Source organism: Leeuwenhoekiella sp. W20_SRS_FM14 (assembly GCF_052119605.1).
In the GTDB taxonomy this organism is placed as follows: Bacteria; Bacteroidota; Bacteroidia; order Flavobacteriales; family Flavobacteriaceae; genus Leeuwenhoekiella.
Genome location: NZ_JBGQOK010000005.1, coordinates 294374 through 313205, shown reverse-complemented (window position 1 = coordinate 313205; position 18832 = coordinate 294374). Strand labels below are relative to the sequence as shown.

Below are 18832 nucleotides of genomic sequence, written 5' to 3'. Positions count from 1 at the left end.
AGTTAGAATTTTAAATCCATTGCGTAGTGAGCAGCCAGTGCCCTGGCTTCCTTTTGGGTTAGGGTAATTACGGCGCCGTGTTTAGGCGAAGTGAAATTGGTTGTTTTCATCACGCCTTCGTTAAAATGTCCCAGATTTTTAAAGGTTTTAAAATCGGTTGTTTCGAGAAATCCAAAATTGTGCGGATTGATGCTGAAAATATCATACATCAAGACCCATTTATCTTCGCCAATGCGTTTCCAGATATTGGGGGCTTCGCACGAACCCGGTTCCTGATCGATCCATTCTGCATCGTAGGTATAACCGCCATTGGCGCGATCTGAAAATGCCAGCTTAATCCCGCCGGGATTTTCCTGAGCGACGTAGGTCATCACATACCGACCGTCTTCCAGTGGAGCGATGTCTGCATCCAAAACCTGTACTTCAGGATTGGGATAGGTAAATAGCAATTCGGGCTTGGTGATGATTTCCGTAAAGTCATTATTGGTATACGCGTAATACATTTTGGTAAAACCGTGGTCCAATCGCATGGTGAAATACACCATCATTTTTTCAGCTTTGGGATCGTATATGGTCTGCGGAGCCCAGGCACAACCAATGTTTTCTAGTTCGGGAAAATGCTCATCAAAAAGAAAATTGCTGTGCGTCCAGTTGATCAAATCATAGGATTTCATCAATACAAAACCGCGGTTGTTGCCCCAGTCGTATGCGTCCTGAGGTCGCTCCCACTGCGTATCTCGATAGCCTTTTTCTTTAGCGAAAATATGCAGGTCGGTCATCGCGACGTAAAAAGCACCATCGGGACCGCGGGTGATGTGTGGATCGCGTATTCCTTTTTGGCTTGCAATGGTATCTCCCGAAACTACAGGTTTACCGGCATTTACATCAGTAAACGTATAGCCATCTGTACTTAAAGCCAGATGCAGACTGTGATCATCGTCTTTAAAGTAGGCCATCAGGTAGGCGCTCATTTCTGTTTCTGAATTTGAACGCGAGGTTTGTTTACTGGTTTTACAGGCTATTAAAGAGAGCAACAAGAATAGAAGAATATGGAGGTTTCGTTGCAATAAAAAATTGCAAAACGTAGTTGAATGTGTATTCATTAGAGTATCTGAATTCAGTTTATTCTTATAAATGTATACAAAACATTTATAAGTAGATCTTTTTATATTTCCATATTTAGGTGCTCAACCTTTATAAAATAAAAAGCTAGTGAAACTACCTCACGTAGTTAAGTTAATAAATGCTTTGCTTTAAGTGTTAAATCAGACAGATTAACAGCCTTGTTAAGCTTCGGTGAGTAGCTGTTTATATCTCCCTGTGTAAACTTTTTTACTAGTTTTCTTTGTATTAAATCTCTTAATACATCCTCATCTTATTTTAAAAACTTTCTTTTTTCAATTAATGCCGCAAACCTAATGGCTACGGGAGTTCCAGTAATTACTGGGGACTCTGATTAATTTAATTCCTTATTTTTATTTGTACTTAATCTAAATAAACATAAGTTTGCATTTCAATTGAATGTTGATGAAGCAAAAATTAATTTTTTTATTATTTCTTTTTCCGGTTTTGGCAGCGGCACAATACGACATTAGTGGTGTGGTTAAAGATGCAAACGGATATCTGGTTGCTAATACTAGCATTCAATTAAATCACACTAAATATGGTCAGCGTGTAGTATCTAATGAAGCTGGAATTTATGTGTTAAAAAATCTACCAGCGGGTACTTACACCTTAGAGATTACATCAGGTGATTTTATGGGTTTTGAGCAGGTAATTGTAAAAAATGCTCCGCTGCGATTCGATATTCAGCTTAAGAATGATAAAGATTATGAGCTTGATGAAGTTGCTATTCAAGGTGAATCTTTAAAGACAAAAATTGAGAAAAAAGGCTTTGCAGTTAATATTGTAAATACCGAAGAAGCCAGCCAGCGTAATATACAAACTAACGAATTACTCAATACTACCGTTGGGGTTAAGATTCGTCAAAATGGGGGATTGGGTTCTAATGTTGAATATTCCTTAAACGGACTTTCAGGAAGCGCGGTACGTATTTTTATAGATGGGATTCCTATTTCGACTTTTGGTTCATCTTTCAATCTAAATAGTATTCCACCTTCATTAATTGAGCAGATTGAAGTGTACAAGGGTGTTGTGCCCGGTTATCTAGCCGATGATGCTTTAGGAGGAGCTATAAATATTGTTTTAGATAAAACTGCCAACACACATTTGAATGCTTCCGCTTCTTATGGATCGTTTAATACCTTTCAGGCAAGTGTAAATGGTTTATACCGATTTGAAGATTCGGGCTTTACCGTTAAAGCTTCGGGATTTCATAATTATTCAGATAATGATTATAAAGTTTCGGGTAGAAGTGTTGTAGTTGCAGGATTAGGAGGTGTACAAACTCCCATTACAGCTCGTAGATTTAATGATGCCTACCGCTCTACTGGTGGAATGGTGCAATTAGGATTTACCAATGTAAATTGGGCAGATCAATTTTTTGTAGGCTTTACCGGTTCTGACGATTACAAAGAAGTACAGCACGGTGCATTTATGACGATAAGACCGTATAAAGGTCGTTTTCTAGAGTCTGATGCGACACTTGCAAATCTTACGTACCAAAAGCAAAATTTATTCATAGAAGGTCTAGATCTTAATTTAAATGGATATTACGGTAAACGTAACCGTCAGGTAAACGATACTGTTGCTGCAGCTTATAGCTGGGCGGGTGAGCGTGCCATTGACTTTAGAGGTGACGAATTTGAATATCTGTGGGGTTCTCAACAAGAAGGTGGTCCTACACTTGCAAAGATTAAGCGAAATGTAGCGTCTATACGTACGGGATTATCTTACGCAGTAAACGACAATCATCGGTTTTTACTTAATCACGTGTACAGTGGGATTGATCGCGAAGATAGCGATGAGCTCGTATCTCTTTTAGAAAATACATTTATAGGTACTAGAGATTTACACAAAAATATTTACTCGTTTACTTATGAATTTAATGCTTTTGATGATAAGCTAGAGGCCAGTTTGTTTGGTAAGCACTATCAGCAAAAATCGGTGAGTGTTGACCCTGCATTGACCACCGATGCAAATGGTGATAGTCAAGTTGTGGATGAGGTGGTAAGTAGTAACAAAACCTATGAAGGTTACGGGTTTGCACTTTCTTATGCGATTTTGCCTGAGCTTACCTTGCTTACTTCTGCAGAGAAAGCCATACGCTTACCTAATGAGACCGAAATATTTGGGAATGATGGTGATAATGTGGTTGCCAACTCCAGTATAAATCCTGAGCAAAGTAATAACTACAATCTTGGTTTTAGATTTGGTTCGTTTAATATCAAGAAACATCAATTCACGGTTTCTACTAACATATTTACCCGAAATATAAAAGACCGAATAGGACTTCCTATTGAAAATTCATCAAACATAGACGACGAACTAATCGTTTATGTTAATCAGGGAAGCGGGACTTCAAAAGGGATTGATACCCAATTAAACTATAGCTATGACAGAAATTTTGGATTCAATTTTAATGTATCAAAATTTGATCTAAAAATAGAAAATCGCGGATCTCAGGTAGATGTACCTAACACGCCTTTTCTCACTATGAATGGTAGTCTTAGATATTCATTTAAAGACTTCATACAAAAAGATGCCCGTCTAAATCTGTTCTACACTCTGTATTATACAGATGAGTTTTCCTATCTCGTACCACAAGGGTCAAACACCGTAGGCGACGAATTTTTTAAAGTGCCTGAACAATTACAACAGGATTTTGGGTTGAGCTACAGCTTTCCTAAAAACAACCTCGTAATGAGTTTTGATGTCAAGAATATTTTTGACAGGCCTGTGTTTGATAATCTTTCGGTACAAAAACCCGGAAGAGCTTTCTACTTAAAACTAAACTATACAATCAATAAATTTTAATTACTAAAGTAACTATTATGAAACGTAATTTTTTCAATATCAAATATGTCGCAGCAGGAATACTGCTAGCAAGTTTAATGGCATCTTGTAGTACAGACGATACAAATGAAAATACAGACCCCGGCACAGATCCTGTAGCAGAATCACGATTTATTACCATTGCAGCTGCACGAATGGGTACAAACCCGGGAGATGGTAATGGAGGAACTTCTATTTTCTCGATTACCAGTGAGGAGGCAAAAGATCCTAACTTTTCTGTAGACGCTTTTAACAATGGGTTTACAGTACCTTCTAATAGAACGGCACGTTTACAGTCTTCTGAAGATGGTAACACAATTTTTAATATTAGTTATGCAGGCGATACCGGTGGTAACTATTCAAAATTTGCAGTAGGCGGTGGTCAGGATTTTGTAAAAGTAGGTTCTGATATAAGCATTGAACCTTATGTAGGATCTGCACCACGGTGGATAAAGCTTTTTGATGGAGACCAGACCGGAGCTGCAGTGTATGTAAACACTGAAAATATAATTGACGACAATGGTACGCCAGATATTGTTACAGATGACTTTTATGTGCGTACCGAAGCAACAATGGGTATTGTAACCTTAGATTTAGAAAATTCGTTAATAAAGAATTTTGAAGAATCTACCCTTCGGTTAACTGCCGAGGAAGAAGCAGATGGATATTATATTTCAAGAATAGATATGCCCACTTTAAATGCTGCAGGAGACAAATTGTATATAGGAGCGCGTTTGAGTAAGGTAAATCCTGATACGGTAGAAAGTGAGTCTGGCTATGAGATTTTAGGTTCTAAAACGATCGTGTTAGATTACCCATCATTATTAAATCCTACGGTTATCACTTCTAATGTAGGATTAGGTAACACAAACGGATACAGAAGTATCAACTCTTTTCTTTATAATGGAAGTGTTTACCAGGCAAATCAAGGCGATCCTCAAGGTTCGCATATCTTAAAAATAAATGCAGACAATACATATGATGATTCGTATGTATTTAATTTAGACACTGCTTTAGGCATTGATGATGCTTATATTCTTGCGTGGAGACCAGCAGCTAATGGAAAGGCTGTTGTTGCTTACCGTCACGCAGGTTCTGCAGAAGGTGTTGCAGGAGCTCAAGGGTTTTTTGCATTAGTAGATTTAGAAACTAAAACCGCACAAAAGATTGATGCTATACCTTATGATCCTGACTTTTACTTATTCCAATATCAAGGATTTGTAGTAGATGGCAATGAGATTTATGTAACACAGGCTCCCGTAGGTAAAAATGGAAACATTTATGTTATAGATACGGAAACCGGCGCAGTTACAAAAGGAGCTGAATTGGTAAACACAACAGGAAGTCACTTTATAGGTGTATTCTAGTTGTAAGCAATAGGCCATCTAATAAAACCCGTATCAACACGGGTTTTTTAGGTTTTACTGAATGTTGTGTTTAGTACGTCTTAAAAAAAATGCCCGCTTTAGCGGGCATTTATAGTTTCTAAACAGAAATAATTTTATTTTATTTCGGTAATAAAATCTTCTTTAGGTGTACGCACTTTTTTCATATTAACTAACCAGTCATTGTCTGCATCGCGATAGCCTAGCGTAAGAAGAAGTGTGCTCTTATAACCGCTGTTTTCAAGGCCTAAAAGTTCATCTACTTTAGGAGGTAAAAATCCTTCAATAGGAGTTGCATCTACTTTTTGCTCTGCCGCTGCTGCGATAGCCATAGCAAAAGAAATATAACTTTGTTTAGAAGCGTGGTCTGCCTGCCACTCTTTACCTAAAGGCTCATAAAGACCCATTATAGTTGCCTTGTAATCATCCATAGTAGAATGCGGCAATCCGCGCTCATCCATCGTATAGTTAAATACTTCAGTCACACGCTCGTTAGAATACCCGTCCCAGGCAGCAAAAACTAGTAAATGAGAACAATCTATAACCTGACTTTGACCCCAGGCAACTTCTTTTATTTTAGCAAGCAAATCTCTGTTTGAGATTACAAATATTTTATACGGCTGTAAACCCGATGAAGACGGTGCTAGTCGCGCCGCTTCTAATATATAATCTAATTTCTCCTGCGGTATCTGCTCACCGTTCATTTTCTTAGCAGCATAGCGCCATTGTAGATCTTCTAATAAACTCATGTTTGTTTTCTTTAAATTTCCGGTAAAATTAGTAAAGGTTGGTGACATAAAGTAACTTTGTGAACTAAAGTGATAGTGACATTTAAGTAACCATTAAAAAGATTCAAAATGAATTTAGAAGACAACATCACCTGCAGTCAGAAAATACGTGCTATACACGATACTATGGATGTTTTAAGTGGAAAATGGAAAGTATCAATAATAGCATGTCTCTGTTATCAGGGAATGCGGTATTCTGAATTACTACGCGAGGTAAAAGGAATCTCGGGAAAAATGTTAAGCAGAGAGCTTAAAGATTTAGAAATGAATAAGCTTGTAGAACGCGTGGTTGAAGATACTAAACCCATAAGCGTATATTATAAAATTACGCCCTACGGGTCTTCTTTAAAAGAACTTACAGATACTATTGCTGCCTGGGGATTAGCCCATAGAGAACTGGTAAAAATATAATGGTTTTTCTAAAAAAGTAAGCGTATTTCGGTACCGGTATCGGGTTCACTTTTAATCTGAATTTTACCTTTGTGCAGTGTCATAATTTGCTTGCTTAAACTAAGACCTACACCGCTTCCGGTTTTTTTAGTGCTAAAAAACGGAATAAAAATACTATCCTTAATTTCTTCAGGAATACCAGTCCCATTATCTATTACTTGTAGTTGCACACGGCCTTGTGTATTTTGAGAAGCCGTGATGAGTACACGTGCATGTTCTACAGAGACACAGGCATCTATTGCGTTTAAAATAAGATTTATAAGTACCTGTTCAATTAGGTAGCTGTCTATCTCCAGACTCATTTCGGGACTTTCAGTTTTAAACTGAAGCAGGATTTGCTTATCTGCTAAAGTAGGTTTCATAAGGTCGCTTATGTTTTTAAACAAGTCTGCGACTTTTATGGTTTCCAGATTAAGATGGGTGACCTTACTTAGGCTGCGGTAGGTTTTGGCAAATTTCATTAAGCCTTCACTACGTTTTTGAATACTGCTTATCCCAGCGTTGAGGTCATCTAAATCGAGGGGATGGCTTTTTGGGTTTTTCTGGCTGGCTTGTATATGGTGTTGCAAGGTTTCAGCCAGAGAAGAAATAGGCGCAATACTATTCATAATCTCGTGCGTCATTACACTTAGTAATTTCTTCCAGGAATCAGATTCGTTTTGATTAAGCGTATCTTCTATATTCTGAAGTACAACAAGTTTAAAAGCATCTTCTTCCACCTGAAAAACCGTGTCTGAAATTAATACCTTGAGGTTCTCATTTCTCAAACTTAGATCTACTGAAGTTACACCGGTACGATACGTGTCAAAAAGTTCTTCATACAGCTGCGGTCTTCTTTTTTCGACAAAGCTGATGTTTTTAAAAGAGGGTAGGTCTAGTGTAGTAATGAGCGATTCGTTTGCCCAGAGCACCTCGCCGCTATCTAGATTATACGCTACAATACCCACATCTACCATTTCTAAGATTTTCTGCAAATACACAAACTGAGCCTGTCGCTCATTATTGATTGCTTTTATGGTTTTGTTGACGTTGTTAAAGCCTTTATGAAGGGTTCTAATATCTTGCGGACCGTGTTTTTCTGAAAACCAACGTGAGAAATCACGGTATTTAACAGACTCAAAAAAGTCGTCCATTTCTTCAAAGCGGCGTATTAGAAAGCGGTATAAATTATAAATTATAATGATTGAAACGAGTGCCCCGCCCCAAAGAGTATAGGTGTTACTTTTAACAACGCCATAGGCGATGCTAATTAGCGCCGCAAGCAACAGCATAACGCGCAAAAATAACTGAATGAAATAGCCCTTATAAGTCATATTTATTGAGTCTGCGGTATAAGGCTGTGCGGGTTATTCCTAATTCTTTTGCAGACTTAGAGATGTTCCCTTTATTTTTTTCGATAACCTTTAGAATGGTATTTTTCTCCACCGCATCCAGATTGGTGGTTTTCAGTTTTAGTTCTGTTTCCGGTAGTTTTTCGAGTTGAGAGAATGCTAAATCTTCAGCATACAAAACATCGCCTTCTGCCATAATTACTGCCCGTTCTAAAGCATATTGAAGTTCGCGCACATTTCCCGGAAAAGAATGCTCTTTCAACTTTCTAAGAAAATCAGGAGCTAATTTGAAAGGCTGTTTTAGGTATTTTTCGGCATATACTTCTACAAAGTGATGTGCCAGTAATGTAATATCTGCACTACGTTCTCTAAGTGGTGGTATCGTAAGATCTACCGTATTTATTCGGTAGATAAGGTCTTTTCTAAATTTGCTTTCATCGGCGAGCTGGGTGAGGCTTAGGTTTGTCGCACAAATAAGCCGAATATCTACCGGTATGGCTTCGTTAGAACCCAACGGTGTCACGAGTCTATTTTGTAAAACGGTGAGCAACCGCGCCTGCTGGCTTAAGCTAATATTGCCTATTTCATCAAGAAATAACGTGCCGCCCTCAGCTGCCTCAAAGCGTCCTTTTCGATCTTCACGGGCATCAGTAAACGCTCCTTTTTTGTAGCCAAAAAGTTCGCTTTCAAATAAAGTAGATGTTAATGAACCGATGTCAACTTTTACAAAAGGTTTGTTTTTGCGTAGCGAATTTTCATGTATAGAACGCGCGATGAGGTCTTTACCGGTGCCGTTTTCCCCGAGTATTAGAATATTAGCATCAGTAGGTGCTACTTTTTTGAGCTTGATAAAAACCTCTTGCATAGGCTCACTATCGCCTACTATTTTGGTTTCAGAATCAACTTTTACCTTGATCGTTTTTGCGGTTTTCTTCTTGCTTAAAATTTCGGCAACAGACTCCAACAACTTTTCATTTTTCCAGGGTTTTACCAGAAAATCTGAAGCACCTTCTTTTAGAGAACGGATGGCAAGGTCAATATCGCCGTATGCGGTTATTAAAATTACCTCTGTAGCAGGTTTCCAGAGCTTTATTTTATTGAGCCAGAAAATACCTTCGTTACCGGTATTTACGAGCCCATTATAATTCATATCCAGAATAACTACATCAAAATTCTCTGTGTCGAGAATGCTTTGCAATGCATTGGGATTTTTCTCAACCACGACCAGTTTGACTTTAGGTTTTAACAACAGTCGCAGTGCAGTAAGCACATCTTCGTCATCGTCAAGGACCAGTATTTTAGCGTCTTTTAATTGCATGTTTACAATATTACAATTTTAGCGTGGGCGTAAAAGCAGTTTAAAAGACTATTTTCTAAGGTTTTAAAACTGTATCAGCAGCGTACATAAGGTGTATCAAAAACGAACACTACTAGATGAAGTTTAAAACTTAAAGTTATAAATATCAATCTATTATGTTTTTGGCACAATATTGATAATGATGTAGATGTAATACAATTATTTATGGACATTCCTTTACAAAAGAAACGGTTTACTACTTCAAAAATACTACTGATTGGCGGTGGTATTCTACTCGCTGCAATCATCATTTTCGTCATTATATCCTCAACCGGTGGTGCAAAACTTAATGTAGAAAAAGAGCGCTTAAGTATTGCAGCAGCAACGCAAGGTGTTTTTCAGGAAAACATACCGGTTAACGGGGTGGTAATGCCTATTACCACGATATATCTCGACGCATTAGAAGGTGGGCGTGTAGAAGAAAAATTTGTAGAAGATGGTGCGATTATGAAAAAAGGAGATCCTATTCTACGCTTGTCTAATACAGACCTCGAGCTGAGCCTGGTAAATCAAGAAACGCAGGTATATAACCTGCTTACACAAATGCAGATTTCTCAAAATCAAGCGAGTCAAAACACCATTAATAAAGTAAACCAATACACAGATGTTGAGAACGGACTAATAGAAGCAAAGCGGGTTTATGACTTAAACAAGAAGCTTTATGCTAAAGATGTAATTGCAAGACAGGACCTTATTAAGGCTGAAAACGATTACAACTATCAAAAAGAGCGTATGCGGTTAAGCAAGAAGATTCTTAAACAAGATTCTATGGCGGTAAAACAGGAGAAAGGTCAGGTGGCGAGTAGCTATGCACGTACCGAAAATGCATTGGAATTGATGCGTAGAAAAGTAGCCGACCTGGTAGTGCGTGCTCCTGTTGATGGGCAATTAACTTCGCTAGATGCCGAAATAGGGCAGTCAAAAAATAAAGGAGAACGTCTGGGACAAATAGATGTTCTGAGCGGTTTTAAAGTACGTGTAGATATTGATGAGCATTACATCTCCAGAATCTATACGGGACAAACCGGAAGTTTCGATTTTAATGGAGCAAACTACACTCTGGTTATAAAAAAGGTGTACACTCAGGTAACTAACGGAAGGTTTCAGGTAGATATGGAGTTTGAAGCAGAAGTGCCTGAAGGTATTCGTCGCGGTCAAACCTTGCAAATACGCGTTGCTTTAAGTCAGGAAAAACAAGCCTTATTGATTCCGAAGGGAGGATTCTTTCAGCAGACCGGCGGAAACTGGATTTTTAAAGTTAGTGACGATGGTAATACAGCCTATAAAGTAAACATCGCACTGGGCAGTCAGAACACAGAATACTACGAAGTATTAAGCGGCTTAGAGCCGGGAGATAAAGTAATCACCAGCAGTTATGATAATTATGGTGAAGTACAGGAACTTATTTTAAAAAATTAAAAAGATGATCACATTAATTCTAGAATTACTAACTCAAATGCTATCCTAATGATAAAAATAACAGACTTAGAAAAATATTATGCTACCGAAGAGGTGCGTACGATTGCGCTTAATAAACTTTCATTTCATGTTCAGGAAGGTGAGTTTGTAGCCGTAATGGGGCCATCAGGTTGCGGTAAATCTACCTTATTAAATATTCTGGGTTTACTAGATGATCCTGATGGCGGTAGTTTTTTATTCAACGGTATTGAAGTTGCCGGTTTTAATGAGCGCAAACGTGCAGATTTGCGTAAGCACAACATTGGTTTTGTGTTTCAGAGCTTTAATCTTATCGATGAATTGACAGTTTTTGAAAACGTAGAACTTCCGTTGATATACACGGGTGTAAAGGCAGCAGAACGCAAAGAGCGTGTAGATGCAGTGCTTGAGAAAATGCAAATTATGCACCGTCGTAAACACTTTCCGCAGCAATTATCAGGTGGGCAGCAGCAACGGGTAGCCGTCGCCAGAGCCGTGGTAAACAACCCAAAATTAATTCTGGCAGATGAGCCTACCGGAAATCTGGATAGCAGCAACGGTAATGAAGTGATGGATTTGCTTACCGAACTCAACGAAGCAGGAACCACAATTATAATGGTTACTCACAGCGAGCACGATGCCAAATACAGTCACCGCATTATTAGAATGCTAGACGGTCAAAAAGTGACCGAAAATGTACTGGCAGAATTTAAAAGTGCCAGGCTCGAAGTTTAAAACTTAGGGGATTCATCATCAATCAACCGGGAAACCGGAATCAAAACAACAGTTAACCGAGATCTAATCAATCTCACTATTCTTCAATTATGCTTAAAAATTATATGAACATTGCCTGGAGAAGCTTACAGAAGAACAAGCTTCAAACCCTAATTAATCTTTTGGGTTTAACGGTGGGTACTGTTTGTTGCCTAAGCATATTTATTTACGTTATCGCCCAGTTTGGCTACGATACTCAATTTGCAGATTCTTCTAATATCTACCGTATAAATACCTCCATTGCAGAACATGATGATGGAGCGCTTTCTGCGGGGGTTTCGCCTCCTATAGCTTTTACGATGAAGGAAGATTTTCCGGAAGTGACCGAAGCCTGTCGCGTGGTCTATTTTGGGCCGGAAGACTCGGGTCTTTTAAAAAATCTGGAAACCAATGAAGCCTTCTATGAAAATGGGGGGTATCTAGCCGATTCTACATTTTTTAAAGTCTTCAATTATCCTTTTATCGAAGGAAAAGCAGCGGGTTCTCTTACGCAACCTAATTCTATTGTGCTGTCAGAAACACTAGCTCAAAAACTCTTTGGAAACAAATATGCACTTAACAAAACCTTGATTTTAGGAAGTGGAGAAACAGAGCAGACGCTTACGATCACAGGAGTTTTTAAGGATGATTTCGGAAAATCGCACCTGAATCCTAATTACATCCTGACGATGGATTCCGGAGGCTTTGGAAAACGAACTTTAGAGATTCAAAATTTTGCCACTCAAAACTTCACCTATAGCTACCTTAAGTTAAAGCCAGGTGCAAACACCAGTCAAATAGAAGCAAAAATCCCTGATTTTTTACAGAGACATGGTGCTAAAGATTTTGCTGAGGTAGGTTTTACCAAGAAACTATTCTTTCAAAAAATCGCCGATATCCATTTATATTCTAAAGGAATTACAAATCAGTTGGAGTCTGTTTCAGACATCAGCTATCTTATAGTATTGCTTGTTCTGGCACTTTTTATTCAACTCGTTGCCTGTATTAATTTTATTAACTTAAGTACAGCCCGCGCTAATAAACGGGCAAAAGAAATAGGCGTGCGCAAAACCATAGGGGCTGAAAAAGGAGACTTAATCCGTCAATTTTTAGGGGAGTCTGTTTTGCTCTCTATCTTTGCCTCTCTATTGAGCTTACCGCTTACAGCAATCGCACTACCCTTTGTAAACACGCTAACACAAGGGAATGTTACCTATTTAAATCTCTTAGACTGGAAGGTTCTTGTAGCACTTCTCGTATTAGGGATTTTAACCGGTATTCTTGCCGGTATCTATCCCGCACTTATACTTTCTGCAGTAAACCCGGTAAAGGTTTTAAAGTCATCGGTAAATCTGAATTTGGGAAGCGGTTATCTGCGCAAAGCGCTGGTTGTGTTTCAGTTTGTAGTTTCTATCGGTTTAATTTCTGTAGTAATCATCATTACACAGCAAGTACAATTTTCGCAGAAAATGAATATGGGTTTTGATAAAGAAAACCTGATCTCCATACGTCTGGGGACACAAGATGCTTCAGAAAAATACGTAGCACTTGAGAACGCATTTAAAAATGTAAACGGGGTAAAACGTGTCGCAGGATCAAATTATTACCCTTCTCAGCGCATTATGGGAGATATGGGGATGACGCTTCCCGGAGGAAATCTAGCAGACAGAACCTTAGTAATGTACAATGGGATCACACCAGATTATTTACAGACTGTAAATACATTAATAGTGGCAGGGCGTAATTTGAGAGCTACAGATGAGTATCAAATTTTAGTAAATAAGGCAACAATAGATGCTTTTGAAATCCCTTTAGATAAAGCTATAGGCGCTAAGCTTATCAATTCGTATAACGGGGAGAATGAAGAATTTGAGATCGTAGGGGTAACTACAGATTATAATTTTGCTTCTCTAAAAGAAGAAGTCAAACCTATTTTACTTTACAACGAGATTGCTCCGGGATGGGTCTTAGTAAAAGCCGAAACTCAAGATTATCAAACCTTACTTACAAATCTGGAGCGCAGTTGGAAAAGCGTAAATGCAGATACCCCTTTTGTGTTCAGTTTTGTAGATAAGGAAGTTGAAAAGTTATATGCTGAAGAAAAACGATTGGGTAAAATAGCTAGCGTATTCACTGCTTTGGCAATTATTATAAGCTGTCTGGGTCTTTTTGGGCTGGTTTCTTATGTAGCAGAACAGAAGAAAAAGGAAATAGGTATTCGTAAGGTTTTAGGTGCCAGCGTGCAAAGTGTAATTCAACTGTTGACTAAAGATTTTCTGAAACTTGTAGGTGTTGCATTTCTAATTGCTTCCCCGGTATCGTACTACCTCATGCAAAATTGGCTTCAAAGTTTTCCTTATAGAATTAGTATTGAGTGGTGGGTGTTTGCAATCGCAGGAGGTGCTTCGTTAGGAATTACACTTTTAACAGTGAGCTTTCAAGCTCTAAAAGCGGCGCTGGCAAATCCTATAAAATCATTAAGAACCGAATAGCTCTTGTTGTACTAAAGACATTTTTTCAAAAAGGGAAAAATTTAAAATCATCAATCAAAAAACCAATCAGCTATGCTTAAAAATTATATCAAAATTGCCTTTAGAAACCTCTGGAAAAAGAAAGGGTACAGCGCGCTCAATATTTTTGGGCTTGCAATAGGCATTACCTGCGCCAGTTTAATTCTGCTTTGGGTAGAAGATGAGCTAAGTTTTGATGCAATTGTTGCAGATAAGCAAGAAGTATATAGTGTGCCTACAAATCAAAAATATGACGGACAGTGGCGCACGTTTTTTCAGGCTACGCCAGGACCACTGGCTGCTGCTTTAAAAACAGATATTCCTGAAATTACAAAATCAGCACGCCTACGAGGAGCAGACTTTCTTTTTAGTGTGGGAACTTCTTCGGTTACTAGTGCAGGTGCATTTACAGATGCAGACCTGTTTGATATTTTTAATTTAAAATTTATTGAAGGTAATGCTGCCATTGCTTTTAAAGAAAAAGAAGGAATTATTATTACTCAAAAAATAGCCGCAATCCTTTTTGAAAATCCCAATAATATTTTAGGCAAAACAGTCCGTATAGATCAGCAGGATAATTTTAAAATCACCGGTGTTATTGAAAATCTTCCTCAAAATACGACCTATAGTTTTGACTGGTTAACGCCGTTTGAAAACTTTACTCAGGATAAACCGTGGACGCAGGAATACGGCAGCAATTTTACAGAAACCTTTGTAAGACTGGCTCCCGGTTCAGATTATACGGTAGTAAATGACAAAGTAAAAGGGGTGTTGCCAACAAAAACAGGCGATGAAGATACGCAGGCAATTTTACAGAGCGCAGCAAACTGGCATTTACGTTCTGATTTTAAAAATGGAAAAGTAGTAGGTGGTCGTATAGAATATGTGCAGTTATTCAGCTTTATAGCCCTAATAATTCTACTTATTGCGTGCATCAATTTTATGAATCTATCAACCGCCCGCAGTGAAAAACGCGCCAATGAAGTAGGCGTAAGAAAAACCTTGGGTTCGGGAAAACAGCAGTTAATTTTTCAGTTTATTACCGAGGCTTTACTAACAGCAATTCTTGCGGCAGCCTTAAGTGTAATTGTATTGGTATTGATACTCCCCGGCTTTAATGCGCTTATAGACAAGCAACTTACATTAGGAATTACCGTTCCGTCGCATATTTTTTCGCTTCTTGCGATAACTGCTGTCTGCGGAATCGTTGCCGGTTTATATCCTGCATTTTATCTCTCTTCCTTTAAACCCATAGACGTTCTTAAAGGAAATCGCATACAGGCTAAAGGAGCCGGTTTTATACGTAAAGGCCTTGTGATTACCCAGTTTGTGGTTTCTATACTCTTTATCATAAGTACCATAGTGGTGTATCAACAAGTGCAACATGTTAAGAACCGCGACTTAGGATTGAATAAAGAAAATCTCATAGAAATCCCCGTAAATGGCAAATTGATACAGAATAGTGCCGCTCTGCAAGAAAGCTTAGAAGCATCAGGAATGATAAGCAGTACGGGCCTATCTAATACTAATATTTTATCTGCCGGAAATAACGGATCTGGCCTTAAATGGCAGGGCGGTGCTGATACCGAAAATGTTCTGGTTTCATATAGATACATCAACGATGGGTATTTAAATACAGCAGGAATTGAACTGGTTGAAGGACGTGGTTTTAGCAGTGTTGTGGCGCACGACAGTACGCACACCATAATTACAGAGTCGTTTGCAAAACTAATGGGAACGGGCAGCGCAATTGGGAAAACGATAGATCGCTATGGTGAAATTTATACGGTAATAGGTGTCACCAAAGATTATTTATATGGCGATATGTATGGTAAAAGTGACCCGGTTATGTTTTACAACTATCCGCCAGAAGCACAATATCTGTACTTAAAAACCAATCCAAAATATACAGCTTCAGAGATACTGAGCACTGTAGAAACTACTTTAAAAACTTACAATCCCGGGTATCCTTTTGAGTACCGTTTTGTAGATGATGATTTTAATGCGCGCTTTAAAAGTGAGCAACTGGTAGGAAACCTTTCTCAGATTTTTGCACTGCTGGCGATATTGATCTCATGTCTGGGTCTTTTTGGCCTATCGGCATACACCGCAGAGCAGCGTCGTAAAGAAATAGGCGTGCGCAAAGTACTGGGCTCTAGCATTAGCGGAATTGTGGGCCTGTTGTCTAAAGATTTTATTATTCTGGTTGCAATTGCAATCGCAATCGCAGTACCGCTAGCCTGGTTTATTATGCATAACTGGCTGCAGGGTTTTGCATATCGTATCTCTATTAATTTATGGGTATTTGTTGTTGCCGGATTAGCAGCGATAGGAATTGCATTATTAACGGTAAGCTTTCAGGCAATTAAAGCCGCATTGGCAAACCCGGTGAAATCGCTAAGAACAGAATAGGTCAAGAACTAAGAAAATCATCAATCAAAAAAAGCAATCACATGTTTAAAAATTATATCAAGATCGCCTGGCGGAATATAAAAGCAAACAGACTGTTTACGGTTTTAAATATTGCAGGATTGGCAATAGGCTTGTGCGTTTGTATTATTCTGTTTGCCTACATCAGCAGGGAACTCAGTTTTGATAAAATGTATACGCATTCAGAAACTATTTACAGAGTAAATATGGAAACCTCTGAAGAATATGATTTTGAAACCTGGGCACAATTGCCCAATGCGGTTGGGCCGGCTATCGTTAATGATATTCCGCAGGTTAAAAAAATGACTCGCTTAATAAAGGATGATTTTGGGGTTACCGCTTCCCTAAAAATAGGAGATAAAAACTTTAATGAGACGGGGTTATACCTTGCCGATTCTACGGTTTTTAGCATGTTTGATTTTCAATTTATAGCGGGTAATGCTCATGATGCATTTGCACAACCCAAATCAATTGTGCTTTCTAAGTCAGCAAAAGAGCGTTTCTTTGGAAGCAAAGCTGCATTAGGTGAGCTAATAACAGTTAATAACCGCGACACGTTGCAGGTTTCTGGGGTGTATGCAGATTTACCTAAAAATAGTGTTATAGACTGCGATATGGTCTATAATATTATGGACTCCTGGATGGGAACTAATGTGTACTGGAGTAATGCCAGTTATGAGACCTATGTACAACTTCAGCCAGATGCTAACGTTGCTCAAATTGAAACGCAAGCAAGTGGATTAATTACTAAATATGTAGAACAGGAAGGAAGGTATTTTACGAAGTTTCTTTTTCAGCCCCTAACAAAAATACACCTGTATTCTGCGGCGATACGCGACAGTTATTCAGCAAAAATGGGGAATATTAGCAGTATAAGAAGTCTTCTTTTTTTATCACTGCTTGTACTGTTTATTGCGTGTATTAACTATATGAATCTGGCAACAGCAAACTCCCGTAAACGTGCAAAAAGCATTGGAGTAAATAAAGTGTTAGGCGCAAGAAGAAGTCAGATGCTATCTCTTTTTTATGTAGAAACCGGTATTCTGGTGCTTATTTCTAGTATACTGGGTTATGGTATTTCATTCTTGGCACTACCGTTATTTAGCAGTATTACAGGCAATGAACTCAGCTATTTAGATTTACTAACTACCCCTATTCTAGCGGGGCTGTTTTTTATATGGCTGTTAGTCACACTAATTGCCGGTGGCTATCCTGCGCTAGCTATGTCTGGGATCTCACCGCTTTTATTAGTAAGCAAATCAAAAAAGAAAAATTCAGCTTCAGAATTTGTACGGAAAGGACTAGTTGTTTTTCAGTTTGCAGCGTCTATTATTTTAATAATTGCGGTGACGATAATCCTTCAGCAAATGGCATTTATACGCAATAAAAATCTAGGCTACGATCCTAAAGGCGTAGTAGCGATTTCGGTAAAATCTGCAGAAAACAGACAGCAAATTCAAAACTTAATGCAAGATCTAAAACGCAAATCTTACACCGAAAGTTTATCTTCTGTACAGTCTATGCCCGGCGTTAATGAAAGTGGGCGTTCTGTACGTAAATTGAGTACCGATGTAACAGGAATGCCTATTGCCAGTTGCCGTACCGAAGGTAATATTATTAAAACCCTGAAATTAAATTTACTGGCCGGGAGCGAACTTCCCGAAACTATTGCCGCAGGAGATTCTACAATCTATACCTTGATCAATGAAAAAGTACTTAATTATTTAAACTACAAAACCGCTGATGAAGCTATAGGTAAAATCATAAATACAGAAATGGGTGACAGAGCGCTTATTACAGGAGTGGTTTCTAACTTCAATTTTAACTCTGTAAAAGAAGATATAGGCGGGTATATTTATTATAAAGCTAACGAGGCTCCTGAAAGTGTACGAACTCTTTTAGTGCGCTATACTGCACAAGACCTTCCCGGTTTAATTGCAGATTTACAAAGTACGTTTAATGAGAATCTTCCCAATACCGCTTTTGATTATCAATTTGTAGATACGCATATAGCTCAACTCTATGCTTCTGAAGAAAAGACAGCAAGTACGGTTACTATTTTCTCGATACTGGCCATATTTATTGCGTGTTTGGGACTTTTTGGCCTTGCTGCATTTACCGCAGAACAGCGTAATAAAGAGATTGGAGTACGCAAAGTGTTGGGTGCAAGTGTTACGGGAATCATGACTTTACTATCTAAAGACTTTTTAAAACTTGTAGGAATTGCATTTGTTCTGGCTTCACCGTTAGCCTATTTGATTATGCAGAATTGGCTTCAGGATTTTACATACCGAACGCCTATAAACTGGTGGGTTTTTGGTCTTGCAGGGTTGGCGGCTGTTTGTGTGGCTCTTATAACTGTAAGTTTTCAGGCGATAAAAGCGGCAGTTGCTAATCCTATAAAAAGTCTAAGAACAGAGTAGGGCAGAAACATTTA

At 38.5% G+C, this 18832-nt stretch carries 12 protein-coding genes; 8 read left to right on the top strand and 4 right to left on the bottom strand.

From position 1 onward, the window contains the following. Nucleotides 1-2: 2 nt before the first annotated feature. The gene (locus tag ACEN25_RS11110; RefSeq protein ID WP_441802980.1) at nt 3-1067 is read right to left on the bottom strand and encodes a glycoside hydrolase family 43 protein; all 1065 of its coding nucleotides are present in this window, start codon (nt 1065-1067) and stop codon (nt 3-5) included. A gap of 460 nt (nt 1068-1527) precedes the next feature. Here ACEN25_RS11110 and ACEN25_RS11105 point away from each other — a divergent pair, with 460 nt between their 5' ends. Both ACEN25_RS11105 and ACEN25_RS11100 read left to right on the top strand, forming a co-directional pair. Next, a complete protein-coding gene (locus tag ACEN25_RS11105; protein WP_441802979.1) occupies nt 1528-3936 on the top strand; it encodes a TonB-dependent receptor in 2409 nt (802 codons plus the stop codon). Between the two features lie 17 nt (nt 3937-3953). Continuing rightward, nucleotides 3954-5321: a hypothetical protein gene (locus tag ACEN25_RS11100; RefSeq protein WP_441802978.1), complete on the top strand. Its 1368-nt coding sequence runs from the start codon at nt 3954-3956 to the stop codon at nt 5319-5321. Between the two features lie 134 nt (nt 5322-5455). Here ACEN25_RS11100 and ACEN25_RS11095 read toward each other — a convergent pair whose 3' ends face one another. Then, the gene (locus ACEN25_RS11095) at nt 5456-6088 is read right to left on the bottom strand and encodes a nitroreductase family protein (RefSeq protein ID WP_028376748.1); all 633 of its coding nucleotides are present in this window, start codon (nt 6086-6088) and stop codon (nt 5456-5458) included. Between the two features lie 108 nt (nt 6089-6196). Between ACEN25_RS11095 and ACEN25_RS11090 the strand changes: the two genes are divergently transcribed. Continuing rightward, a complete protein-coding gene (locus ACEN25_RS11090; protein ID WP_441802977.1) occupies nt 6197-6538 on the top strand; it encodes a winged helix-turn-helix transcriptional regulator in 342 nt (113 codons plus the stop codon). A gap of 8 nt (nt 6539-6546) precedes the next feature. Here the strand turns inward: ACEN25_RS11090 and ACEN25_RS11085 are convergent, their stop codons facing one another. Both ACEN25_RS11085 and ACEN25_RS11080 read right to left on the bottom strand, forming a co-directional pair. Further along, a complete protein-coding gene (locus tag ACEN25_RS11085) occupies nt 6547-7890 on the bottom strand; it encodes a sensor histidine kinase (protein WP_441802976.1) in 1344 nt (447 codons plus the stop codon). Further along, complete coding sequence (locus ACEN25_RS11080) at nt 7880-9226, bottom strand: sigma-54-dependent transcriptional regulator (protein WP_441802975.1); 1347 nt, start codon at nt 9224-9226, stop codon at nt 7880-7882. The genes ACEN25_RS11085 and ACEN25_RS11080 overlap by 11 nt, the downstream gene beginning before the upstream one ends. 204 nt (nt 9227-9430) lie before the next feature. On the opposite strand from ACEN25_RS11080, the gene ACEN25_RS11075 reads away from it, so the two are divergent. The 5 genes from ACEN25_RS11075 to ACEN25_RS11055 all read left to right on the top strand — a co-directional run bounded on the left by ACEN25_RS11075 (nt 9431) and on the right by ACEN25_RS11055 (nt 18818). Beyond that, nucleotides 9431-10684, top strand: a complete 1254-nt coding sequence (locus ACEN25_RS11075; protein ID WP_441802974.1) for an efflux RND transporter periplasmic adaptor subunit — start codon at nt 9431-9433, stop codon at nt 10682-10684. Between the two features lie 48 nt (nt 10685-10732). Then, nucleotides 10733-11437: an ABC transporter ATP-binding protein gene (locus ACEN25_RS11070; protein ID WP_441802973.1), complete on the top strand. Its 705-nt coding sequence runs from the start codon at nt 10733-10735 to the stop codon at nt 11435-11437. Between the two features lie 89 nt (nt 11438-11526). After that, nucleotides 11527-13947 carry an ABC transporter permease gene (locus ACEN25_RS11065; protein ID WP_441802972.1) on the top strand — a complete coding sequence of 807 codons (2421 nt, stop codon included), beginning with the start codon at nt 11527-11529 and terminating at the stop codon, nt 13945-13947. Nucleotides 13948-14019: 72 nt separating this feature from the next. Further along, complete coding sequence (locus ACEN25_RS11060; RefSeq protein WP_441802971.1) at nt 14020-16377, top strand: ABC transporter permease; 2358 nt, start codon at nt 14020-14022, stop codon at nt 16375-16377. Between the two features lie 41 nt (nt 16378-16418). After that, nucleotides 16419-18818 carry an ABC transporter permease gene (locus ACEN25_RS11055; RefSeq protein WP_441802970.1) on the top strand — a complete coding sequence of 800 codons (2400 nt, stop codon included), beginning with the start codon at nt 16419-16421 and terminating at the stop codon, nt 18816-18818. The last annotated feature ends 14 nt before the right edge of the window (nt 18819-18832 follow it).

Bases quoted from the DNA above. Each gene is read 5' to 3' on its own strand.
- ACEN25_RS11080 (WP_441802975.1), bottom strand. From the start codon at position 9,226: ATGCAATTAAAAGACGCTAAAATACTGGTCCTTGACGATGACGAAGAT.
- ACEN25_RS11060 (WP_441802971.1), top strand. From the start codon at position 14,020: ATGCTTAAAAATTATATCAAAATTGCCTTTAGAAACCTCTGGAAAAAG.
- ACEN25_RS11070 (WP_441802973.1), top strand. From the start codon at position 10,733: ATGATAAAAATAACAGACTTAGAAAAATATTATGCTACCGAAGAGGTG.
- ACEN25_RS11100 (WP_441802978.1), top strand. From the start codon at position 3,954: ATGAAACGTAATTTTTTCAATATCAAATATGTCGCAGCAGGAATACTG.
- ACEN25_RS11095 (WP_028376748.1), bottom strand. From the start codon at position 6,088: ATGAGTTTATTAGAAGATCTACAATGGCGCTATGCTGCTAAGAAAATG.
- ACEN25_RS11105 (WP_441802979.1), top strand. From the start codon at position 1,528: ATGAAGCAAAAATTAATTTTTTTATTATTTCTTTTTCCGGTTTTGGCA.
- ACEN25_RS11085 (WP_441802976.1), bottom strand. From the start codon at position 7,890: ATGACTTATAAGGGCTATTTCATTCAGTTATTTTTGCGCGTTATGCTG.
- ACEN25_RS11055 (WP_441802970.1), top strand. From the start codon at position 16,419: ATGTTTAAAAATTATATCAAGATCGCCTGGCGGAATATAAAAGCAAAC.
- ACEN25_RS11075 (WP_441802974.1), top strand. From the start codon at position 9,431: ATGGACATTCCTTTACAAAAGAAACGGTTTACTACTTCAAAAATACTA.
- ACEN25_RS11065 (WP_441802972.1), top strand. From the start codon at position 11,527: ATGCTTAAAAATTATATGAACATTGCCTGGAGAAGCTTACAGAAGAAC.
- ACEN25_RS11090 (WP_441802977.1), top strand. From the start codon at position 6,197: ATGAATTTAGAAGACAACATCACCTGCAGTCAGAAAATACGTGCTATA.